Source organism: Leisingera sp. S132 (assembly GCF_025144465.1).
Classification (GTDB): Bacteria; Pseudomonadota; Alphaproteobacteria; order Rhodobacterales; family Rhodobacteraceae; genus Leisingera.
This window is the reverse complement of sequence record NZ_CP083553.1, coordinates 441,060-456,163: the sequence shown is the minus strand read 5'-3', so window position 1 is coordinate 456,163 and position 15,104 is coordinate 441,060. Positions and strand designations below refer to the sequence as shown.

The 15,104-nt window shown below is 64.7% G+C and carries 14 protein-coding genes; 3 read left to right on the top strand and 11 right to left on the bottom strand.

Annotation, left to right across the window (positions count from 1 at the left end; genetic code table 11):
- Nucleotides 1-56: 56 nt before the first annotated feature.
- From K3725_RS02235 to K3725_RS02225, 3 genes are read right to left on the bottom strand one after another with little or no spacing between them, the layout of a single operon-like run.
- Nucleotides 57-1,607 carry a TRAP transporter large permease subunit gene (locus K3725_RS02235; protein ID WP_260017244.1) on the bottom strand — a complete coding sequence of 517 codons (1,551 nt, stop codon included), beginning with the start codon at nucleotides 1,605-1,607 and terminating at the stop codon, nucleotides 57-59.
- The gene (locus K3725_RS02230) at nucleotides 1,607-2,101 is read right to left on the bottom strand and encodes a TRAP transporter small permease subunit (RefSeq protein WP_260017243.1); all 495 of its coding nucleotides are present in this window, start codon (nucleotides 2,099-2,101) and stop codon (nucleotides 1,607-1,609) included. Before K3725_RS02230 ends, K3725_RS02235 begins: the two co-directional genes overlap by 1 nt.
- 60 nt (nucleotides 2,102-2,161) lie before the next feature.
- Entirely contained in the window at nucleotides 2,162-3,247 is a 1,086-nt protein-coding gene (locus tag K3725_RS02225; protein ID WP_260017242.1) for a TRAP transporter substrate-binding protein, read from the bottom strand.
- Nucleotides 3,248-3,447: 200 nt separating this feature from the next.
- Between K3725_RS02225 and K3725_RS02220 the strand changes: the two genes are divergently transcribed.
- Complete coding sequence (locus K3725_RS02220) at nucleotides 3,448-4,149, top strand: GntR family transcriptional regulator (protein WP_260017241.1); 702 nt, start codon at nucleotides 3,448-3,450, stop codon at nucleotides 4,147-4,149.
- A 127-nt stretch (nucleotides 4,150-4,276) separates the two neighbouring features.
- Nucleotides 4,277-4,825 (top strand): PAS domain-containing protein, encoded by a 549-nt coding sequence (locus tag K3725_RS02215; RefSeq protein ID WP_260017240.1) that lies wholly within the window; start codon nucleotides 4,277-4,279, stop codon nucleotides 4,823-4,825.
- Between the two features lie 34 nt (nucleotides 4,826-4,859).
- Here K3725_RS02215 and K3725_RS02210 read toward each other — a convergent pair whose 3' ends face one another.
- A complete protein-coding gene (locus K3725_RS02210; protein WP_260017239.1) occupies nucleotides 4,860-6,278 on the bottom strand; it encodes a PLP-dependent aminotransferase family protein in 1,419 nt (472 codons plus the stop codon).
- 118 nt (nucleotides 6,279-6,396) lie between these two features.
- Between K3725_RS02210 and K3725_RS02205 the strand changes: the two genes are divergently transcribed.
- On the top strand, nucleotides 6,397-7,257 hold the full coding sequence (locus tag K3725_RS02205; RefSeq protein WP_260017238.1) for a DMT family transporter: 861 nt from the start codon (nucleotides 6,397-6,399) through the stop codon (nucleotides 7,255-7,257).
- Between the two features lie 23 nt (nucleotides 7,258-7,280).
- Here the strand turns inward: K3725_RS02205 and K3725_RS02200 are convergent, their stop codons facing one another.
- The 7 genes from K3725_RS02200 to trpA form a co-directional block, all read right to left on the bottom strand.
- Nucleotides 7,281-8,201, bottom strand: a complete 921-nt coding sequence (locus K3725_RS02200; protein WP_260017237.1) for a nucleoside hydrolase — start codon at nucleotides 8,199-8,201, stop codon at nucleotides 7,281-7,283.
- Nucleotides 8,202-8,232: 31 nt separating this feature from the next.
- The gene (gene pth, locus K3725_RS02195; protein WP_260017236.1) at nucleotides 8,233-8,910 is read right to left on the bottom strand and encodes an aminoacyl-tRNA hydrolase; all 678 of its coding nucleotides are present in this window, start codon (nucleotides 8,908-8,910) and stop codon (nucleotides 8,233-8,235) included.
- A gap of 78 nt (nucleotides 8,911-8,988) precedes the next feature.
- Complete coding sequence (locus tag K3725_RS02190) at nucleotides 8,989-10,230, bottom strand: FAD-binding oxidoreductase (RefSeq protein ID WP_260017235.1); 1,242 nt, start codon at nucleotides 10,228-10,230, stop codon at nucleotides 8,989-8,991.
- A gap of 138 nt (nucleotides 10,231-10,368) precedes the next feature.
- A complete protein-coding gene (locus K3725_RS02185) occupies nucleotides 10,369-10,998 on the bottom strand; it encodes a 50S ribosomal protein L25/general stress protein Ctc (protein ID WP_260017234.1) in 630 nt (209 codons plus the stop codon).
- A 146-nt stretch (nucleotides 10,999-11,144) separates the two neighbouring features.
- Nucleotides 11,145-12,890 (bottom strand): di-heme-cytochrome C peroxidase, encoded by a 1,746-nt coding sequence (locus tag K3725_RS02180; protein WP_260017233.1) that lies wholly within the window; start codon nucleotides 12,888-12,890, stop codon nucleotides 11,145-11,147.
- A 98-nt stretch (nucleotides 12,891-12,988) separates the two neighbouring features.
- Nucleotides 12,989-14,155: an alpha-hydroxy acid oxidase gene (locus tag K3725_RS02175; RefSeq protein WP_260017232.1), complete on the bottom strand. Its 1,167-nt coding sequence runs from the start codon at nucleotides 14,153-14,155 to the stop codon at nucleotides 12,989-12,991.
- 140 nt (nucleotides 14,156-14,295) lie between these two features.
- The gene (gene trpA, locus K3725_RS02170) at nucleotides 14,296-15,087 is read right to left on the bottom strand and encodes a tryptophan synthase subunit alpha (RefSeq protein WP_260017231.1); all 792 of its coding nucleotides are present in this window, start codon (nucleotides 15,085-15,087) and stop codon (nucleotides 14,296-14,298) included.
- Nucleotides 15,088-15,104: the final 17 nt, after the last annotated feature.

The window sequence follows — 15,104 nt, the reverse complement described above, 5'->3', positions numbered from 1 at the left end:
GACGACGCGCAGGTTATTCTCCGCACAGCCCTCCTATCTGCAATCCGTTTCCCTTGTCAGAAAATTGCGGCCGGCAGCCAGGTGGCAAGACCGGGGAACAGCCAGACCAGCAGAACGCCCGCCGCCTGCAACCCGATGAACGGCACCACCCCCTGGTAAATCTGGCGGGTGGTGACTTCCTTGGGCGCGGCGCCGCGCAGGTAAAACAGCGAAAAGCCAAAGGGCGGCGTCAGGAAACTGGTCTGCAGGTTGATCGCAATCAGGATGCCCAGCCAGACCGGATCATGGCCCATCAGGATCAGGGCCGGCGTCACCAGCGGCAGCACGATGACAGAGATTTCGACAAAATCGAGGAAGAAGCCCAGCACAAAGATGAACAGCATGCAGAACAGCAGCGCACCGGTCGGGCCGCCGGGCATGCTGCCCAGGAAATGCGCCACCCGCTCCTCGCCGCCCAGCCCGATGAAAACCAGGGAGAACATGCCAGCCGCCAGAATGGTTGCAAAGATCATCGCCGTCATCGTAGCGGTTGAGGTCACGGCGTCATGCAGGATGCGTTTCTGCAGCCCGCTGCGCAGGGCCGCCAGGATGGCAATACCCCCTGCGCCCGCCAGCAGCGCATAGAAAACGCCCGCTGCCAGATCGCCGGCGCCCAGGTCGCTGCGCTGCAGCCGCACCGGATGCACACCGGACAGGATCCCCAGCAGGATCAGGGCCGCCGCACCGAACAGGATCAGCGGCGCCGGGCCGCCTGCCCTTGCGCCCGCCATCAGCAGGGCGCCGATGCCGCCCACCGATGCCGCTTCCGTCGGGGTGGCAACACCGCCCAGGATGGCGCCGAGCACGGCAAAGATCAGCAGGACCGGCGGCACCACCGCGCGCACGATTTCGGCACGTGCCGGGCGGACCGCCCCGGCCGGCGCCGACGGCATGTCCTGCGGCCGCAGCAGGCCGCGGATCAGGATGTAGAGAAGATAGAGCAGCACCAGCACCAGCCCCGGAACCAGCGCCGCGGCAAAAAACTGGCCCACCGACAGCGCCTCGACTGAGAACTTGCCCTGTTCGTACTGGGCCTGCTGGTAGGCGTTCGACATCACATCCGCCAGGATGATCAAAAGCGTTGAAGGCGGGATGATCTGCCCCAGCGTGCCGGCCGTGCACACAATGCCTGACGCCACCCGCGGATCATAGCCTGCGCGCAGCATGGCTGGCAGGGCGATCATCCCCATCGCCACCACGGTCGCGCCGACAATCCCGGTCGAGGCCGCCAGCAGCGCCCCAACCAGTACCACCGAAATACCCAAGCCCCCCTTCAGCTGGCCGAACAGCCGCCCCATGGTGTCCAAGAGCTCTTCCGCGATGCGGCTTTTCTCCAGGATTGCCCCCATCAGCACGAATAGCGGAATGGCGATCAGCACCTCGTTGCTCAGCAGGCCGAATGCCCGCTGGCCCAGCGCCCCCAGCAGCGAGATGTCCATTACCCCCAGCACCCAACCGAGATAGGCAAAGATCACCGCCACACCGGCAATGGAGAAAGCGACCGGAAACCCCATGAGGATCGCCGCCATCAATGCGGCGAACATGATCAGGTCAAGATAGGCGGTCATCAGGCGTCACCTTCGGAAAGCAGGCGGATCAGCAGCGCCAGAGATTGCAGCATCACCAGCACGCAGAAGGCCGGGATCAGCGATTTCAGCAGGAATACGGCCTCAATGCCGCCAACTGCCAGCGGGCCTTCGAGGATGGACCAGGAATTGCGCACCGACGGCCAGGACCAGTAGAGCAGCGCCGCCATCGAGGGCAGCAGCAAAAACAGGTGGCCGAAGATATCGATGCGGCGCTGCGCCCTGCGGCTGAGGCCGGCATAAAACACATCGACCCGCACATGCTTGTCGACCAGCAGAGTGTAGCCCGCGGCCAGCATGAACAGGGTGGCATGCATATAGAGAACGCTCTCCTGCGCGGCGATCGAGTTCACCCCGAACACATAGCGCCCGACCACGATAGCGAACTGCGCCAGCACCATGACCAGCGCCAGCCAGCGCACCACATGCGCCAGCCCCCGGTTCACACCGTCCAGCGCATCTGCAACCCGTTGCATCCTGCTCTCCCCATCAAAAACCGGCGCCCGCTGCTGCAGGCGCCGGCTGTCTTGCCGCTATCAGTAACCCATCACCGAGGCACGGGCATTCATCTGGCCATTGTCGGCATAGCTCATGTAGCCGCCCACGCTGTCACGGTAGGCCAGGAAGCTTTCGGTGATGCGGCGCACCAGCTCATCCTCGTCCTCCTGCAGTTCGGCAATCACTTCCTTGGCGGCAGCGCCCATTGCGGCGATCACGTCCTCAGGGAACATCTTCACCTGCACACCGTCCTCGTCGACCATCTTCTTGAGGGCCAGCGCGTGTTTGGTGGTGTATTCGGTCCAGACCGGATTGTAGAGGCTCTCGCAGGCCAGCGACACGACCTGTTTCAGATCATCGGGCAGCCCGGCAAAGGCATTGGCATTGACGCCGCATTCCTCAGCCGAGGACGGCTCGCCCACACCGGGCCAGTAATAGTTCTTGGCCACCTGGTAATAGCCCAGCGCACTGTCGGTCCAGGGGCCGATGAACTCACCCGCGTCCAGCGCGCCGGTCTGCAGGCCCTGGAACATCGCCGGGCCGCTGGTGGCCTCTGCCGCCATGCCCAGTTTCGAGGCCATTTCCGACGCCAGGCCGGTGGTGCGGAACTTCAGCCCTTTCAGGTCTTCGGCAGAGTTGATCTCGGTCTTGAACCAGCCGCCCCACTGCGGGCCGGAGTTGCCGCACAGGAACGGCTTGATGCCGAAACGGCCGTACATCTCGTCATACAATGCCTGGCCGCCGCCGTGGTACAGCCAGCCGAACTGCTCATCCGCGCGCAGGCCGAACGGCTGCGAGCCGAACAGCAGAATGCCCTTGGACTTGGAGCCCCAGTATGCCGGAACAGCATGGTACAACTCAGCCGTGCCTTCGGACACCGCGTCGAACACCCCGCGGCCCGGCACCAGTTCACCCGCGGCAAACAGCTTCACCTCGATCCGGCCGCCCGAAAGAGTGGTGATCCGGTCGGCCAGCATCTGCGCCGCCACACCCGGTCCCGGCAGGTTCTTGGGCCAGGCCGTGACCATCTTCCACTGCATCTTGCCCTGAGCGATGGCCGGGCTGGCCAGCGTGGCCGCAGCCGCGCCCATTGCGCCTGCTTTCAAGAATGCGCGTCTTTCCATGTCTCCAGTCCTCCGTCTGTCGGTGCATCTGCTGCGGGCCGCGCACGGCAGCGCAGATATCGGTTTTTTGTACGCGCTTTACATTAATATGTAGCTACATATTAATGTCAATCACGGTTGCGCGGGTTCAATTCGCCTTTCCGCGCAGAATGCAATATGGAGCGGCGCAGCGCATTTTCCCGTTTGGCCTGGGGAGGACGATGACGGACAAGCAGCGGCATTCCTGGGTGAGCATCCGGGACAGCATCCGGGAGATGATCCTGAACTCCACCTACGGGCCGGGGGACAAGCTGCCGCGGGACGAGGAATTCGCCGCCCGCTTCGGCTGTGCACGCTCCACCGTTCACCGGGCAATGCGCGACCTGGCCCAAAGCGGCCTGGTGGAACGGCGCCGCAAGGGCGGCACCATGGTGCGGCGCGACCCGGTGACGCGGGCAACGCTCAACATTCCGATCACCCGGCTTGAAGTCGAGCAGAAAGGCAGCACCTACGGCTACCAGCTGATCCGGCAATCCGTGCAGCCGTCCAGCCCGGCCATCATGGCCAACTTCGCCCTGCCCGAAGCCCGCCCGATGCTGCGCGTCGAGGCCCTGCACCTGGCCGACAGCCGCCCCTATATTTTCGAGGACCGCTGGATCTGCCTGGAAACCGTGCCGGAGATCACCTCGGTGGACCTGACCCGGGAAAGCGCCAACGAATGGCTGGTCCGCAACCGCCCCTACAGCCGCTGCGACCTGCGCCTCTATGCCCGCCCCGGCACCGACAGCGACAGCGGGATACTTCAAAGCAAGCCCGGGGATGCGCTGTTTGTAATGGAGCGCACCACTTGGATCGGCGAGGCCCCGATCACCAGCCTCAGCGCGGTTGCCCATCCGGGCTACCAGCTGTTCACCCAGGGCTGACGGTCCGCGCCGCCGCGGCCTGGCAGTGCCAAGCGGCCTGCCGCAGACCAGAGGGCGTGAACGAAGCTTACCTTCGGGAACGCTCCTTTTTGTTGCGACTCTCCTCTGCTGGTATCAGAATGCCGCCATGCCCGCATTCTTCAACGATCACAGCGGCTTTGACGCCCTCCTCAGCATTTTCGGACGCAGCAGCGTTGCGCTGACGCTTGCGGATTCCACCCAGCCGGACAGCCCGCTTACCGGGGTCAACAGCGCGTTCTGCACGCTGACCGGCTATGGCGCGGATGAGGTTCTGGGGCGCAACTGCCGCTTTCTTCAGCCCCAAGGCGGTGCCGGCCCCGTACGCGAGCGGATGCGCGAATTCCTGACGGACCCCGCCGCCGGGCAGGCGCGTTTCCTGCTGGTGAACCACCGCAAGGACGGCAGCAGGTTTCTGAATCTGGTCTTTTTGGCCAAGCTGATGCGCAGCGGCCAGCAGGTGGCTGTGCTCGGATCCCAATTCGAGGTAAGGGGGCGCAGCAGCACTCCGGCCGAACTCTACGACCGCGCCCTGACAGAGGACTTGAGGCGGATCGAGGAGGCCAGCAGAGTGCATGACCTTGTTTTCCTCGAAAACTACGAAACCCGCGCCTCGGCCCAAGCACTGATCGCGCAGTCCAAGCTCGACTACGGCTAACAGGGCCAGCGCCGGCCGCACTGCAGGCAGGCTATCAGCCAGCGCCTTTCCAGCCAGCGGCAGCACCGCCCTCGGTTTCGAGCAGCCGCGCCAGGGTCTGCCAGCAGGCGCTGTCCTGCATCTGACTCACGTTGAACCGCATGAACGGCGCCTTGCCTTGCGACACGCTGAACACATTGCCGGGCGCCAGAACCATCCCCTCCTGCAGGGCGGCACGCGCAAGCACCGCCGCATCCATCCCGCCCGGCAGCTCGCTCCACAGGTAGAAACCGCCGCGCGGCTGCACCCAGGGTCGGATCCCAAGCTCCGCCAGCCGCACCTGCGCCTCAGCCCGGCAGCGGCTCAGCCGGTGGCGCAGGGCCTCCAGATGCTTGCGGCAGCTGCCATCCGTCAGCACTGTGTGCAGCAGTTCCGCCACCATCGGGCTGGGGCCGCTGAAATTCACCGCAACCTGCAGGTCGGTCAGCGCCTCGATCCAGCTGCCGCGGGCGGCAATGTAGCCGCAGCGCAACGAGGCCGAGAGGGTTTTTGAAAAACTCCCGGTCCGCACCACCCGCTCCAGCCCATCCAGTGTGGCCAGCCGCGGGGATAGCTCCGGCTCGAAATCCGCAAAAATGTCATCCTCGACAATGATCAGGTCATGCTGCGCGGCCAGCGCCAGCACCCGGTGCGCCACTGGCGCAGTGATCGTGGCCCCGGTCGGATTGTGCAGCGCGGAATTGGTCAGGTAGAGCCGCGGATGATGTTCCCCCAGCGCTGCCTCGAAACACTCCAGGTCCGGGCCGTCCGGCGTGTAAGGCACCCCAAAAATGCGGATCTGATGCGCCCGCAGCAGCGCCTGGAAATTGAAGTAGCAGGGATCATCAACCAGCACGGTGTCGCCCGGGCGCAGCAGCATCCGGCAGACCAGATCCAGTGCCTGCGAACCAGAACCGGTCAGCAGCACTTGATCCGGCGGGCAGGCCAGTCCCTGGTCGAACAGCTGGCGGCTGATATGGCGCCGCAGCCCGGCGGCGCCCTTGGAACTGCCATAGTCCGTCAGCACTGCTTCCGGTGCCGCTGCCAGCGTCCGCATCGCACGGCGCAGGGAGGCCACAGGCATCCAATCCTCCGGCAGCCAGCCGCAGCCTGGCTTGGGCGCATCCGGGCCCGCATCCAGCGACTGCCGCGCCACCCACAATGGATCCACCTCGCGCGCCAGCTGCGGCCCGGTCTCAGACACCGCGAAGGGCTGCGGCTTGGCTGCAACATAGAACCCCGCCCCGCGCCGCGCGTGGATCACCCCTTCGGCGGCCAGAACGTCATAGGCCTCCGCCACGGTGGAAGGCGACACGCCCAGCTTGGCCGCGCAGCCCCGGACCGACGGCAGCTTGTCGCCCGCAACCAGCGCCCGCGACGTGATGCGCCGCCGGATGTCATTGATGACCAGCGCACGTCGGGAGGGCTGTGCCATGGGACACCTCACTGTATTGCTCCAACCTCCAGTACAGTTTTACAAAACTGTATGGCCCTGTATCTGTCTATGACACGCCTGCAGTCTTAGAAAGCCCAAAAGACAAGGGAGTCAGACCATGCAGGCATCGTTTTCAGGCTGGGGCAGCGGGCTGCTGGGTGTCGTGATCTTCAGCGGATCACTGCCTGCAACCCGTGTTGCCGTGGGGATGCTGGACCCGGTGTTCCTGACCTCAGTCCGGGCTGTCATAGCCGCAATGGCCGGTGCCACGCTGCTCCTGCTGCTGCGCCAGCCGGTGCCGCGCCGTCAGGACCTGCTGCCGCTGGCAGTGGTCGCGGGCGGGGTGGTGATCGGCTTTCCGCTGCTGACCGCGATGGCGCTGCAGCATATCACAGCCGCGCATTCGACCGTCTTCATCGGCCTGCTGCCGCTGGCGACCGCCATCTTCGGCGTACTGCGCGGCGGCGAGCGGCCCGGCCCGCTGTTCTGGCTGTTTTCCATCCTCGGCAGCTTTGCGGTGGCGGGGTTTGCCCTGTCGCAGAGCGCGGATGTGTCGCTGGCCGGCGATGCGCTGATGCTGGCGGCCATTACCTTATGCGGTCTGGGATATGCCGAGGGCGCACAGCTGTCGCGGCGGCTGGGCGGCTGGCAGGTGATTTCCTGGGCGCTGGCGCTGGCGCTGCCGGTGATGGCGCTGACTGCGCTGGCCGCCCGGCCTGAAACCCTGGCGGGCCTCAGCCTGCCCGTCTGGATCAGCCTGGGCTATGTCTCGATGTTCTCGATGCTGATCGGGTTTGTGTTCTGGTACCGCGGCCTGGCGCTTGGCGGCACCGCAGGCGTGGGGCAGCTGCAGCTCTTGCAGCCGTTCCTGGGCCTGATCCTGGCAGGCTGGCTGCTGTCAGAGCCGGTGGCCCCCGCCATGCTGGGCGCCACCGCGTTTGTGGTGCTCTGCGTCGCCGGGGCCAAACGGTATGCGTGACAGCCCGCAGGCCGCCAGGCTGGTTACGGCAGCAGCGCCAGGCGCTTGAGGAACAGCGTCTTCACCGCATCTGCCTCAACCGTCATGCAGACCTTGACCGGCTCCCGCCCGCTGTCAGGCGCGGCCAGGGTGGCACCGGAGGTTTCGCCCTCGCAGGACACCTCAAGCGCCACATCACGCATCCCGAACAGTTCCGGGTTGGTGCAGGCGATCACCGCCGCCGGGTCATGCAGCGAACAGCCGTTCTTGCCCGCGACCTCCAGGTAGAATTTCAGGTAGAAATAGGACATCTCCTGCAGCATGCCGCCCAGTTCCGGCGACTTGGCGGCGATCGCCTCAAAGTCGTGCGCAAGGCACAGAATGCGGTGGGTGACGTCCAGCCCGACAAACACCACCTTGGACCCGCCCTGGCACACCACGTCCGCGGCATGCGGGTCATGGTAGATGTTGGCCTCTGCGTGGGGCGTGATATTGCCGCCCTCCTCCAGCGAGCCGCCCATCACCACGATGGATTTCACGTTCCTGATGAACTCCGCGTCCCGCTGCATCGCCAGCGCGATGTTGGTCAGCGGGCCGATCGGGCAGACCACCAGCTCACCCTTGTGCTCCCGTGCCATGCGGCAAAGGAAATCCGCTGCGTCCTCCTCCAGCGCTTGGCCCTTGGGTTCTGCCGCCGGAATGTCGCCAAAGCCCTCGTCGCCGTGCACATGCGCCGAAGGCTTGAACGGCGGCAGCACCAGGGGAGTGGTGGCACCAGCCGCCACCGGCACGTCCAGTTCCGCGGCCTCCAAGAGGCGCAGCGCATTGCGGGTGGCCGTTGCGGTGGTCACATTGCCGAAGATCGTGGTCAGGCCCAGGAGGTCAATGTCCGGGGCCGCGGCGGCATAGAAGATCGCCATGGCATCGTCGATGCCCGGATCGGTGTCGATAATCAGTTTCACCATCTGCCTGTCTCTTTCTGTTCTCAGCCTAGGCTTACTTGAACTTGTCCATCAGTTTTTCCAGCGGCGAGCGGGTATCCGGCGCCACCTCCTCCTTGGCGGGCTGCTTCGCCTCCGCCTTGGGCTTGGTGGTGGAGCTGCGCGGCGGCGCCACCCGCAGGGCCACCGCGTTCATGAACTTGCCGCCATCACCCCTGGCCAGTTCAGCCGCGCCATCCGAAATCCCGCGCATCAGGTCGTCCAGCCAGCCCTCATCTGCCTTGGGGAAGTCGCGCAGCACATAGCCCGCCACCGCGTCCTTGTGGCCCGGATGCCCGATCCCCAGCCGCACCCGCGCATAATCGGCCCCGATGTGCGAATGGATCGACCGCAGCCCGTTGTGGCCGGCATGGCCGCCGCCCTGCTTCATGCGTGCCTTGCCTGGCGCCAAGTCCAGTTCGTCATGCAGCACCACCACATCAGCCGGCGTCAGCTTGTAGAACCGCATCGCCTCCCCCACCGACTGGCCGGACAGGTTCATGAAGGTCTGCGGCTTCAGCAGCAGCACCTTCTCGCCGCCAAGAGTCCCCTCGCAAATCAGCGCCTGAAACTTGGACTTCCAAGGAGAAAACCCGTGATCGCCGGCAATCTGGTCCAGCGCCATGAAGCCGATGTTATGGCGGTTGCGCTCATATTTCGGGCCGGGATTGCCAAGGCCGACAAAGAGTTTCATGGGGGTCCTGCCCGATCTGCGTTTCAAGGAAACCGAGTGATGCCCTATTTGGGCCGCGGAATCCAGAGCCGCGCGGCGTCAGGCAAAGCTGCGGTCCGCCGCAAAAGGCGCCAGGTCCACGTTGGGCTGGCGGCCTTCCGCCAGATCGGTGATCAGCCGCCCGGTAATGCCGCCCAGGGTCAGCCCGATATGCTGGTGGCCAAAGGCATAAAGCACCCGGTCCGACTGCGCGCTGCGCCCAATGACCGGCAGAGAATCCGGCATTGTCGGACGGTAGCCCAGCCATTCGCTGCTCGGCGCGGGCAGCGGCCCCAGCATCTCAGCCCCCTTGCGGGCGATATAGGCCAGCCGGCGCCTGTTCACGGGCGCATCCAGCGCCGCGATCTCCACCGTGCCCGTGAGGCGCAGGCCTTGCGCATGGGGCACCGCATAAAACCCGGCCTCACCCCAGCCCACCGGCCGCGTCACCCGGTGCGCCTCGCCTTCGTACATCACGTGATAGCCGCGCTCTGTGCCCAAGGGCAGTTTCCGCGTGCCAGCCCCTTCGATCTGCTTGGAAAACGCGCCGCTGGCAATCACCGCATGGCCCGCGGTGAGGCTCTGGCCGCCGGCCTGCAGCTCCACGCCAGTGTCCGAGGCGCTGACCGCCTCTGCCCTGGCGCGCAGGGTCGTGCCGCCCAGATCCGTGAAGGCCTTGTGCATCCGGGTGATGAACTCCAGCGGATCGCGCAAACTGCGGGCGGCGTGAAAATGCACGGCGCGTTTGACCGGCAGATGCAGCCCCGGCTCCATCTCCAGCGCTTCCTCCGGGTCCACCTCGCGCCACGGAATGCCCAGGGCGCGGCGGCGCTCCAGACCACCGCTGGCAGCCTTGGCCGCGCTCTCCGTTGACCAGACCGACAGCTGGCCGCGCTCCACCACCAGATCCGCTGCGCCCGCGGCCTCGATCAGCGGGTTGATCCCGGCATCGGCGTGCGACAGGAGATCCGCCAGATGACCCGAAATCCGCTTTGACGGGCCGGGGCGGCAGTTAGCAAGAAAAGACAGCATCCAGCCCGGATTGCGCAGCGCATGGGCATAGGACAGCGACAACGGGCTGTCCTTGGAAAACATCAGGCTGGGCAGCGAGGTCAGCACCGAGGGATCATTCACCGGCAGGCACGCATAGGTCGCCAGCGTGCAGGCATTGCCATAGCTGGTGCCTGATCCCGGATCCTCCGGGTCGATCAGCAATACCTTGTGGCCGCGCATTTGCGCCCACAGCGCGCAGCTCATCCCCACAATGCCCGCGCCCGCAACGGCGATATCGTAGTCCGCCATGCCCGTCTCCTCCCGTCCTCAGAGGGAAATGGGACAGCGGCACAGGCAAAAGTCAATCACCTGCGGACAGTCGGCGCACAAAAGAAAACGGGCCCCCGGATGGGAGCCCGTGAAACCGTTGCCCAAGGGGCGCGGGTCTTATTCTTCGGCAGCGGCTTCTTCGCCTTCGCCTTCTTCTTCGTCATCGGAAGAAGCCAGGCCGGCCGGTGCTGCGATGTTCGCAATCACGAAGTCGCGGTCGATGGTCGGCTTGGCGCCTGCGGGCAGATCCACGGACGAGATGGTGACCACGTCGCCGATGTTCAGGCCTTCCAGGTCCACAACGATCTTCTCCGGGATGTCGCCGGCGGTCACGCTCAGTTCGACTTCCGGACGCACGACGGTCAGCATGCCGCCTTTCTTGATGCCGGGAGCCTTGTCCTCGTTGATGAACTCAACGTGGATGAACAGGTTGATCTTCGAGGTGCGGCGCAGGCGCATCAGGTCGAGGTGGGTCGGCAGGTCCTTGACCACATCGCGCTGAACGTCGCGGCAGATCACGCGCACGTCTTCGTGGCCTTCCACTTTCAGGTTCCACAGGGTGGACTTGAACTGGCCGGCTTTCAGCTTTTTCAGCAGCTCGTTGAACGGAACCTGGATTGCCAGCGGCTCTGCGTCGCCACCGTAAACCACACCCGGAACCATGCCTGCGCGGCGCGCAGCGCGAGCGGCGCCCTTGCCTGTCCCCGCACGTTCCTGGACTACGAGATCAGGAATCTCTTTTGCCATCTTAATTCTCCAATATGACTGCCGGGGTGCCTCCAAGGCTGTCACCCCGCGTGAAGCCGTGCCTATAGCCGCGTTCAGCCAGTTTGGAAAGGGGTTTCATGCCGCCGCAGCCCTTGCGAACAGGGCTGCGGCGGCATTTTCCGGGATCAGATCGACTTCAGGTACTCCAGCAGCGCCTTTTTATCCGCCTCGGAGAGGCTGGTGCCGTAATCGTGGCCGCAGCGGCTGTTGCCCGAATCAAGCTGATCGCAGCCGGTGGTCTCGATCACTTGATCAAAGGCGCTCTGCTCTGCCGCCATGCCCACCGCCTCGATATCATAGTTCGGACCGGGCGTGAACGACGCCGGACGGTCTGCTGGCGCTGTCAGCAGCGCTGTCAGCGTGGGCACGCTGCCATTGTGCAGATAGGGCGCGGCGGCCCAGATACCGTCCAGCACCCGCGCCTCATATTTACAGCTCTCTGCGCCGGTCATGGACTTGAGCAGCCCTGCCCTATCCCCGGTGGGAAACGCCTTGCGCAGATCCGAGAACCGCTCCAGCACCTCGCGATCATCCTCGGCTGAGGGGGTATCCCCCGCAGCTTTGGCCAGCGCCATGAAATCCTTGTCCGCGCCTGACAGCCCATGCTGCACAATCGCACCGACTACGGAAACCGCCAGCACATCAAAGGCTGATGCTTCGGCCCCCAGGGTGGTGCCCGTCAGCGGGATGGAGGCACCGTCCAGCACCCCGGTTTTCACGCTGCGCGCCAGAACTCCGCATTCACGGGTGTCAGTACCCACATCCAGGACAGGCGTCGCATAGGTGGTGTGGAAGATCGAACGGAACTTCCCTTTCTTCTTGCCGTGGCATTCAACACAGCCGCCGTCCGACGTGTCCCGGTTAAAGACCGTCTCCCCCTGCGCCGCCAGTGTATGGTCAAGCTCCCAGGGCCATTGCGGCGCACCGATATCCCAGATCCATTTCTCCAGCTCGCTCAGCCCCTCCCAATTGGCTGAATTCACCGAGATGAAGTCCCGGTTGAACAGCCCGCCGGTCTTCGGCTGCGGATGGAACTCGCCAAAAACCCCATACACTTCACCCAGGTTCCGGGACAGCCCCAGCAGATCATTGCCATTGGCCGCAAACCCCGGCCATTGGGTGAAGTCCTGCCGCGCCGCGTTCCAAAGGAACGGATAGCGTGCCGGCGCATCCGCCACCGCTATATTGTCCGGGATCAGGTAGTCATCCGCCGCTTCGCCGATGTCGAGGCCGGCCAGACGGTTGAAGATCATCGAAATCGCATCCAGCCGGGCCGGCGCCCAGGCCGGATCCGGCAGCGACCGGTCGATCAGGGTGTGGAACCGCTTGCTCCAGACCTCGACCTCAGCCCGCAGCGCCGCTTCGGCAGCCGGGTCCGCACCGGAACCCAGCACCTGATCTGCAAAGGCGTCAAACGCATCATCCGTTGCCAGCACCGCCAGAACCGCATCGTCCAGATCCTTGAGGAAGCTCTGGAAGTCGACAATGCCGGGGCCGCCGTCGATGCGGTAGGCGGTGCCGCTCACCTCAATCTGGCGGGTGTGGCAAGCGGCGCAGCTCATGCCCACGGCCATATCCGTACCGGTTCCATTGGTCGTGAAACCGGCCGGCAGGTCGGCCTGCTGCCGCCCCGCCATCGGCAAATAACCATAACGCGCCAGCGCATCATGCAGAAACGCCTCGCCGCCCGGCAGGGTCAGCGCCCGCATCCAGGCAATCGGCATGATCCGCGCACCCTGATCCTGGGTGTAGAACTGCTGGCGCAGGCTGGGTGTCCAGTCGCTGCCCTGATTGACATAAACCGTCTGCGCCGCCGCCGGCGCCGCCATCGCTGCCGCACCAATTGCGCAGGTTGCTAAAAACGTCCGCATCAAAACCTCCCGATGCCAAATCAAACAACTCAAGGTTGCTCGCATACGGGAGGCTTGGACAGCAAAAACTCCGCTTGATTGTCGTTATTGCGCTGATTTCACGTTTGCCAGCGGCCGCCGAAATCCTCCGGGATCAGCAGGTTATGGCGTCCCAGCGCCTCGACCGAGCGTTCGCCGCACAGCGCCATGGTGGTATCCAGTTCTTTCCGGATCACTTCCAGCGCCGCAGTCACGCCCTTTTGCCCCATGGCGCCCAGGCCATAGACAAAGGCGCGCCCGATCATGGTCCCCTTGGCCCCCAGCGCCAGCGCCTTCAGCACGTCCTGGCCGGAGCGGATGCCGCTGTCCAGATGCACCTCAACATCGCTGCCCACAGCGTCCATGATCTCCGGCAGCATCCGGATGGAACTCAGCGCGCCGTCCAGCTGCCGCCCGCCGTGGTTCGACACCACGATGGCATCGGCACCCAGCTTGGCGGCCATGCGGGCATCCTCGGCATCCAGGATCCCCTTCAGGATCACCTTGCCGCCCCACATCTCCATCAGTTTTTCGACCTTGCCCCAATCGAGCGCCGGGTCGAACTGCTCTGCCGTCCAGGCGCCCAGCTGCGAGGTGTCGGAGACGCCGTGCACATGACCCACGATGTTGCCAAAGTTGCGCCGCTTGGCGCCCAGCATCTGCAGGCCCCAGGTCCACTTGGTCATCAGGTTGGCGATAGTGGCGGGCGTCAACTTCGGCGGGGCGGACAACCCGTTCTTCAGATCCTTGTGGCGCTGGCCGAGGATCTGCAGATCCAGCGTGATCACCAGCGCCGCGCACTTGGCATCCTTGGCGCGCTGGATCAGGCGGCGGATATAGTCCTCGTCCTTCATCGTATAAAGCTGGAACCAGAACGGCTGGGAGGTCGCCTCCGCCACTTCCTCGATCGAGTTGATCGACATGGTGGAAAGCGTGAACGGCACGCCGAATTCCTCCGCCGCGCGGGCCGCCTTGATTTCGCCATCGGCGTGCTGCATCCCCGTCAGCCCCACCGGCGCCAGTGCCACCGGCATCGCCACGTCCTGGCCGATCATCTGGCTGGCTGTCGTGCGTCCGGTCATGTCCACAGCCACCCGCTGGCGCAGGCGGATCTGCTCAAAGTCCGAGGTATTCTCGCGGAAGGTCTGCTCTGTCCAGCTGCCGCTCTCGGCATAATCAAAGAACATCCGCGGCACACGGCGTTCATAGATGCGCTTCAGGTCGTTGATATTGGTAATCACCGGCACCGGACTCTCTCCCGCTATCATTTGGTAAATTTTCTTTACCAATTCAGCCCAGCAAAAGCAACGCCCCGTTTGCCGCACCCCTGGAAACGCAAAAACCGCGCCCGAAGGCGCGGCTTTCCAAATCTCATAACGAAAGAGCGTCAGCCCTTGTGAGCACCGTCCGCCAGCGACTTCACAAAGGCCAGCACCTCTGCCGGGGACTTGCCTGCGCCGATCTGGCTGACGATGGCACTGCCCACGACCGCGCCGTCCGAAATTGACGCGATGTTCTGCGCCTTCTCCGGCGTGTTGATGCCAAAGCCCACGATGACGGGCAGATCGGTCGCGGCCTTGATGCGGGCGACCTCAGGACCCACGTCGCCGGCCTCGGCCTCAGCCGCGCCGGTGATGCCGGTGATCGAAACATAATAGACAAAGCCCGACGTGTTCTGCAGCACCTTGGGCAGGCGCTTGCCGTCGGTTGTCGGCGTCGCCAGGCGGATGAAGTTCAGCCCGGCCTTCTGCGCCGGGATGCACAGCTCATCGTCTTCCTCGGGCGGCAGGTCCACCACGATCAGCCCGTCGATGCCGGCCGCCTTGGCATCCTCCAGGAACTTGTCCACGCCGCGGTTGTAGATCGGGTTGTAGTAGCCCATCAGCACGATCGGGGTGGTGTCGTCGCCCTTGCGGAAATCGGCGGCCAGCTGCAGCGTCTTTTCCAGGGTCATGCCGCCGTCGAGCGCCCGCTGGCCCGCCAGCTGGATGGTCGGCCCGTCGGCCATCGGATCGGTGAACGGCAGGCCCAGCTCGATGATGTCGACACCTGCGCCCGGCAGCCCCTTCACCACCTCCAGCGAGGTGTCGTAGTCAGGGTCGCCCGCCATCACATAGGTGACAAAGGCTTTCTTGCCGGCGGCGTTCAGTTCAGCGAATTTGGCATCGATACGGGTCATGGGCGGGCCTTTTGAAA

Excerpts from the sequence above, each read along its gene's own strand:
- K3725_RS02235 (WP_260017244.1), bottom strand. The coding sequence starts at position 1,607 with ATGACCGCCTATCTTGACCTGATCATGTTCGCCGCATTGATGGCGGCG.
- K3725_RS02230 (WP_260017243.1), bottom strand. The coding sequence starts at position 2,101 with ATGCAACGGGTTGCAGATGCGCTGGACGGTGTGAACCGGGGGCTGGCG.
- K3725_RS02225 (WP_260017242.1), bottom strand. The coding sequence starts at position 3,247 with ATGGAAAGACGCGCATTCTTGAAAGCAGGCGCAATGGGCGCGGCTGCG.
- K3725_RS02220 (WP_260017241.1), top strand. The coding sequence starts at position 3,448 with ATGACGGACAAGCAGCGGCATTCCTGGGTGAGCATCCGGGACAGCATC.
- K3725_RS02215 (WP_260017240.1), top strand. The coding sequence starts at position 4,277 with ATGCCCGCATTCTTCAACGATCACAGCGGCTTTGACGCCCTCCTCAGC.
- K3725_RS02210 (WP_260017239.1), bottom strand. The coding sequence starts at position 6,278 with ATGGCACAGCCCTCCCGACGTGCGCTGGTCATCAATGACATCCGGCGG.
- K3725_RS02205 (WP_260017238.1), top strand. The coding sequence starts at position 6,397 with ATGCAGGCATCGTTTTCAGGCTGGGGCAGCGGGCTGCTGGGTGTCGTG.
- K3725_RS02200 (WP_260017237.1), bottom strand. The coding sequence starts at position 8,201 with ATGGTGAAACTGATTATCGACACCGATCCGGGCATCGACGATGCCATG.
- pth (WP_260017236.1), bottom strand. The coding sequence starts at position 8,910 with ATGAAACTCTTTGTCGGCCTTGGCAATCCCGGCCCGAAATATGAGCGC.
- K3725_RS02190 (WP_260017235.1), bottom strand. The coding sequence starts at position 10,230 with ATGGCGGACTACGATATCGCCGTTGCGGGCGCGGGCATTGTGGGGATG.
- K3725_RS02185 (WP_260017234.1), bottom strand. The coding sequence starts at position 10,998 with ATGGCAAAAGAGATTCCTGATCTCGTAGTCCAGGAACGTGCGGGGACA.
- K3725_RS02180 (WP_260017233.1), bottom strand. The coding sequence starts at position 12,890 with ATGCGGACGTTTTTAGCAACCTGCGCAATTGGTGCGGCAGCGATGGCG.
- trpA (WP_260017231.1), bottom strand. The coding sequence starts at position 15,087 with ATGACCCGTATCGATGCCAAATTCGCTGAACTGAACGCCGCCGGCAAG.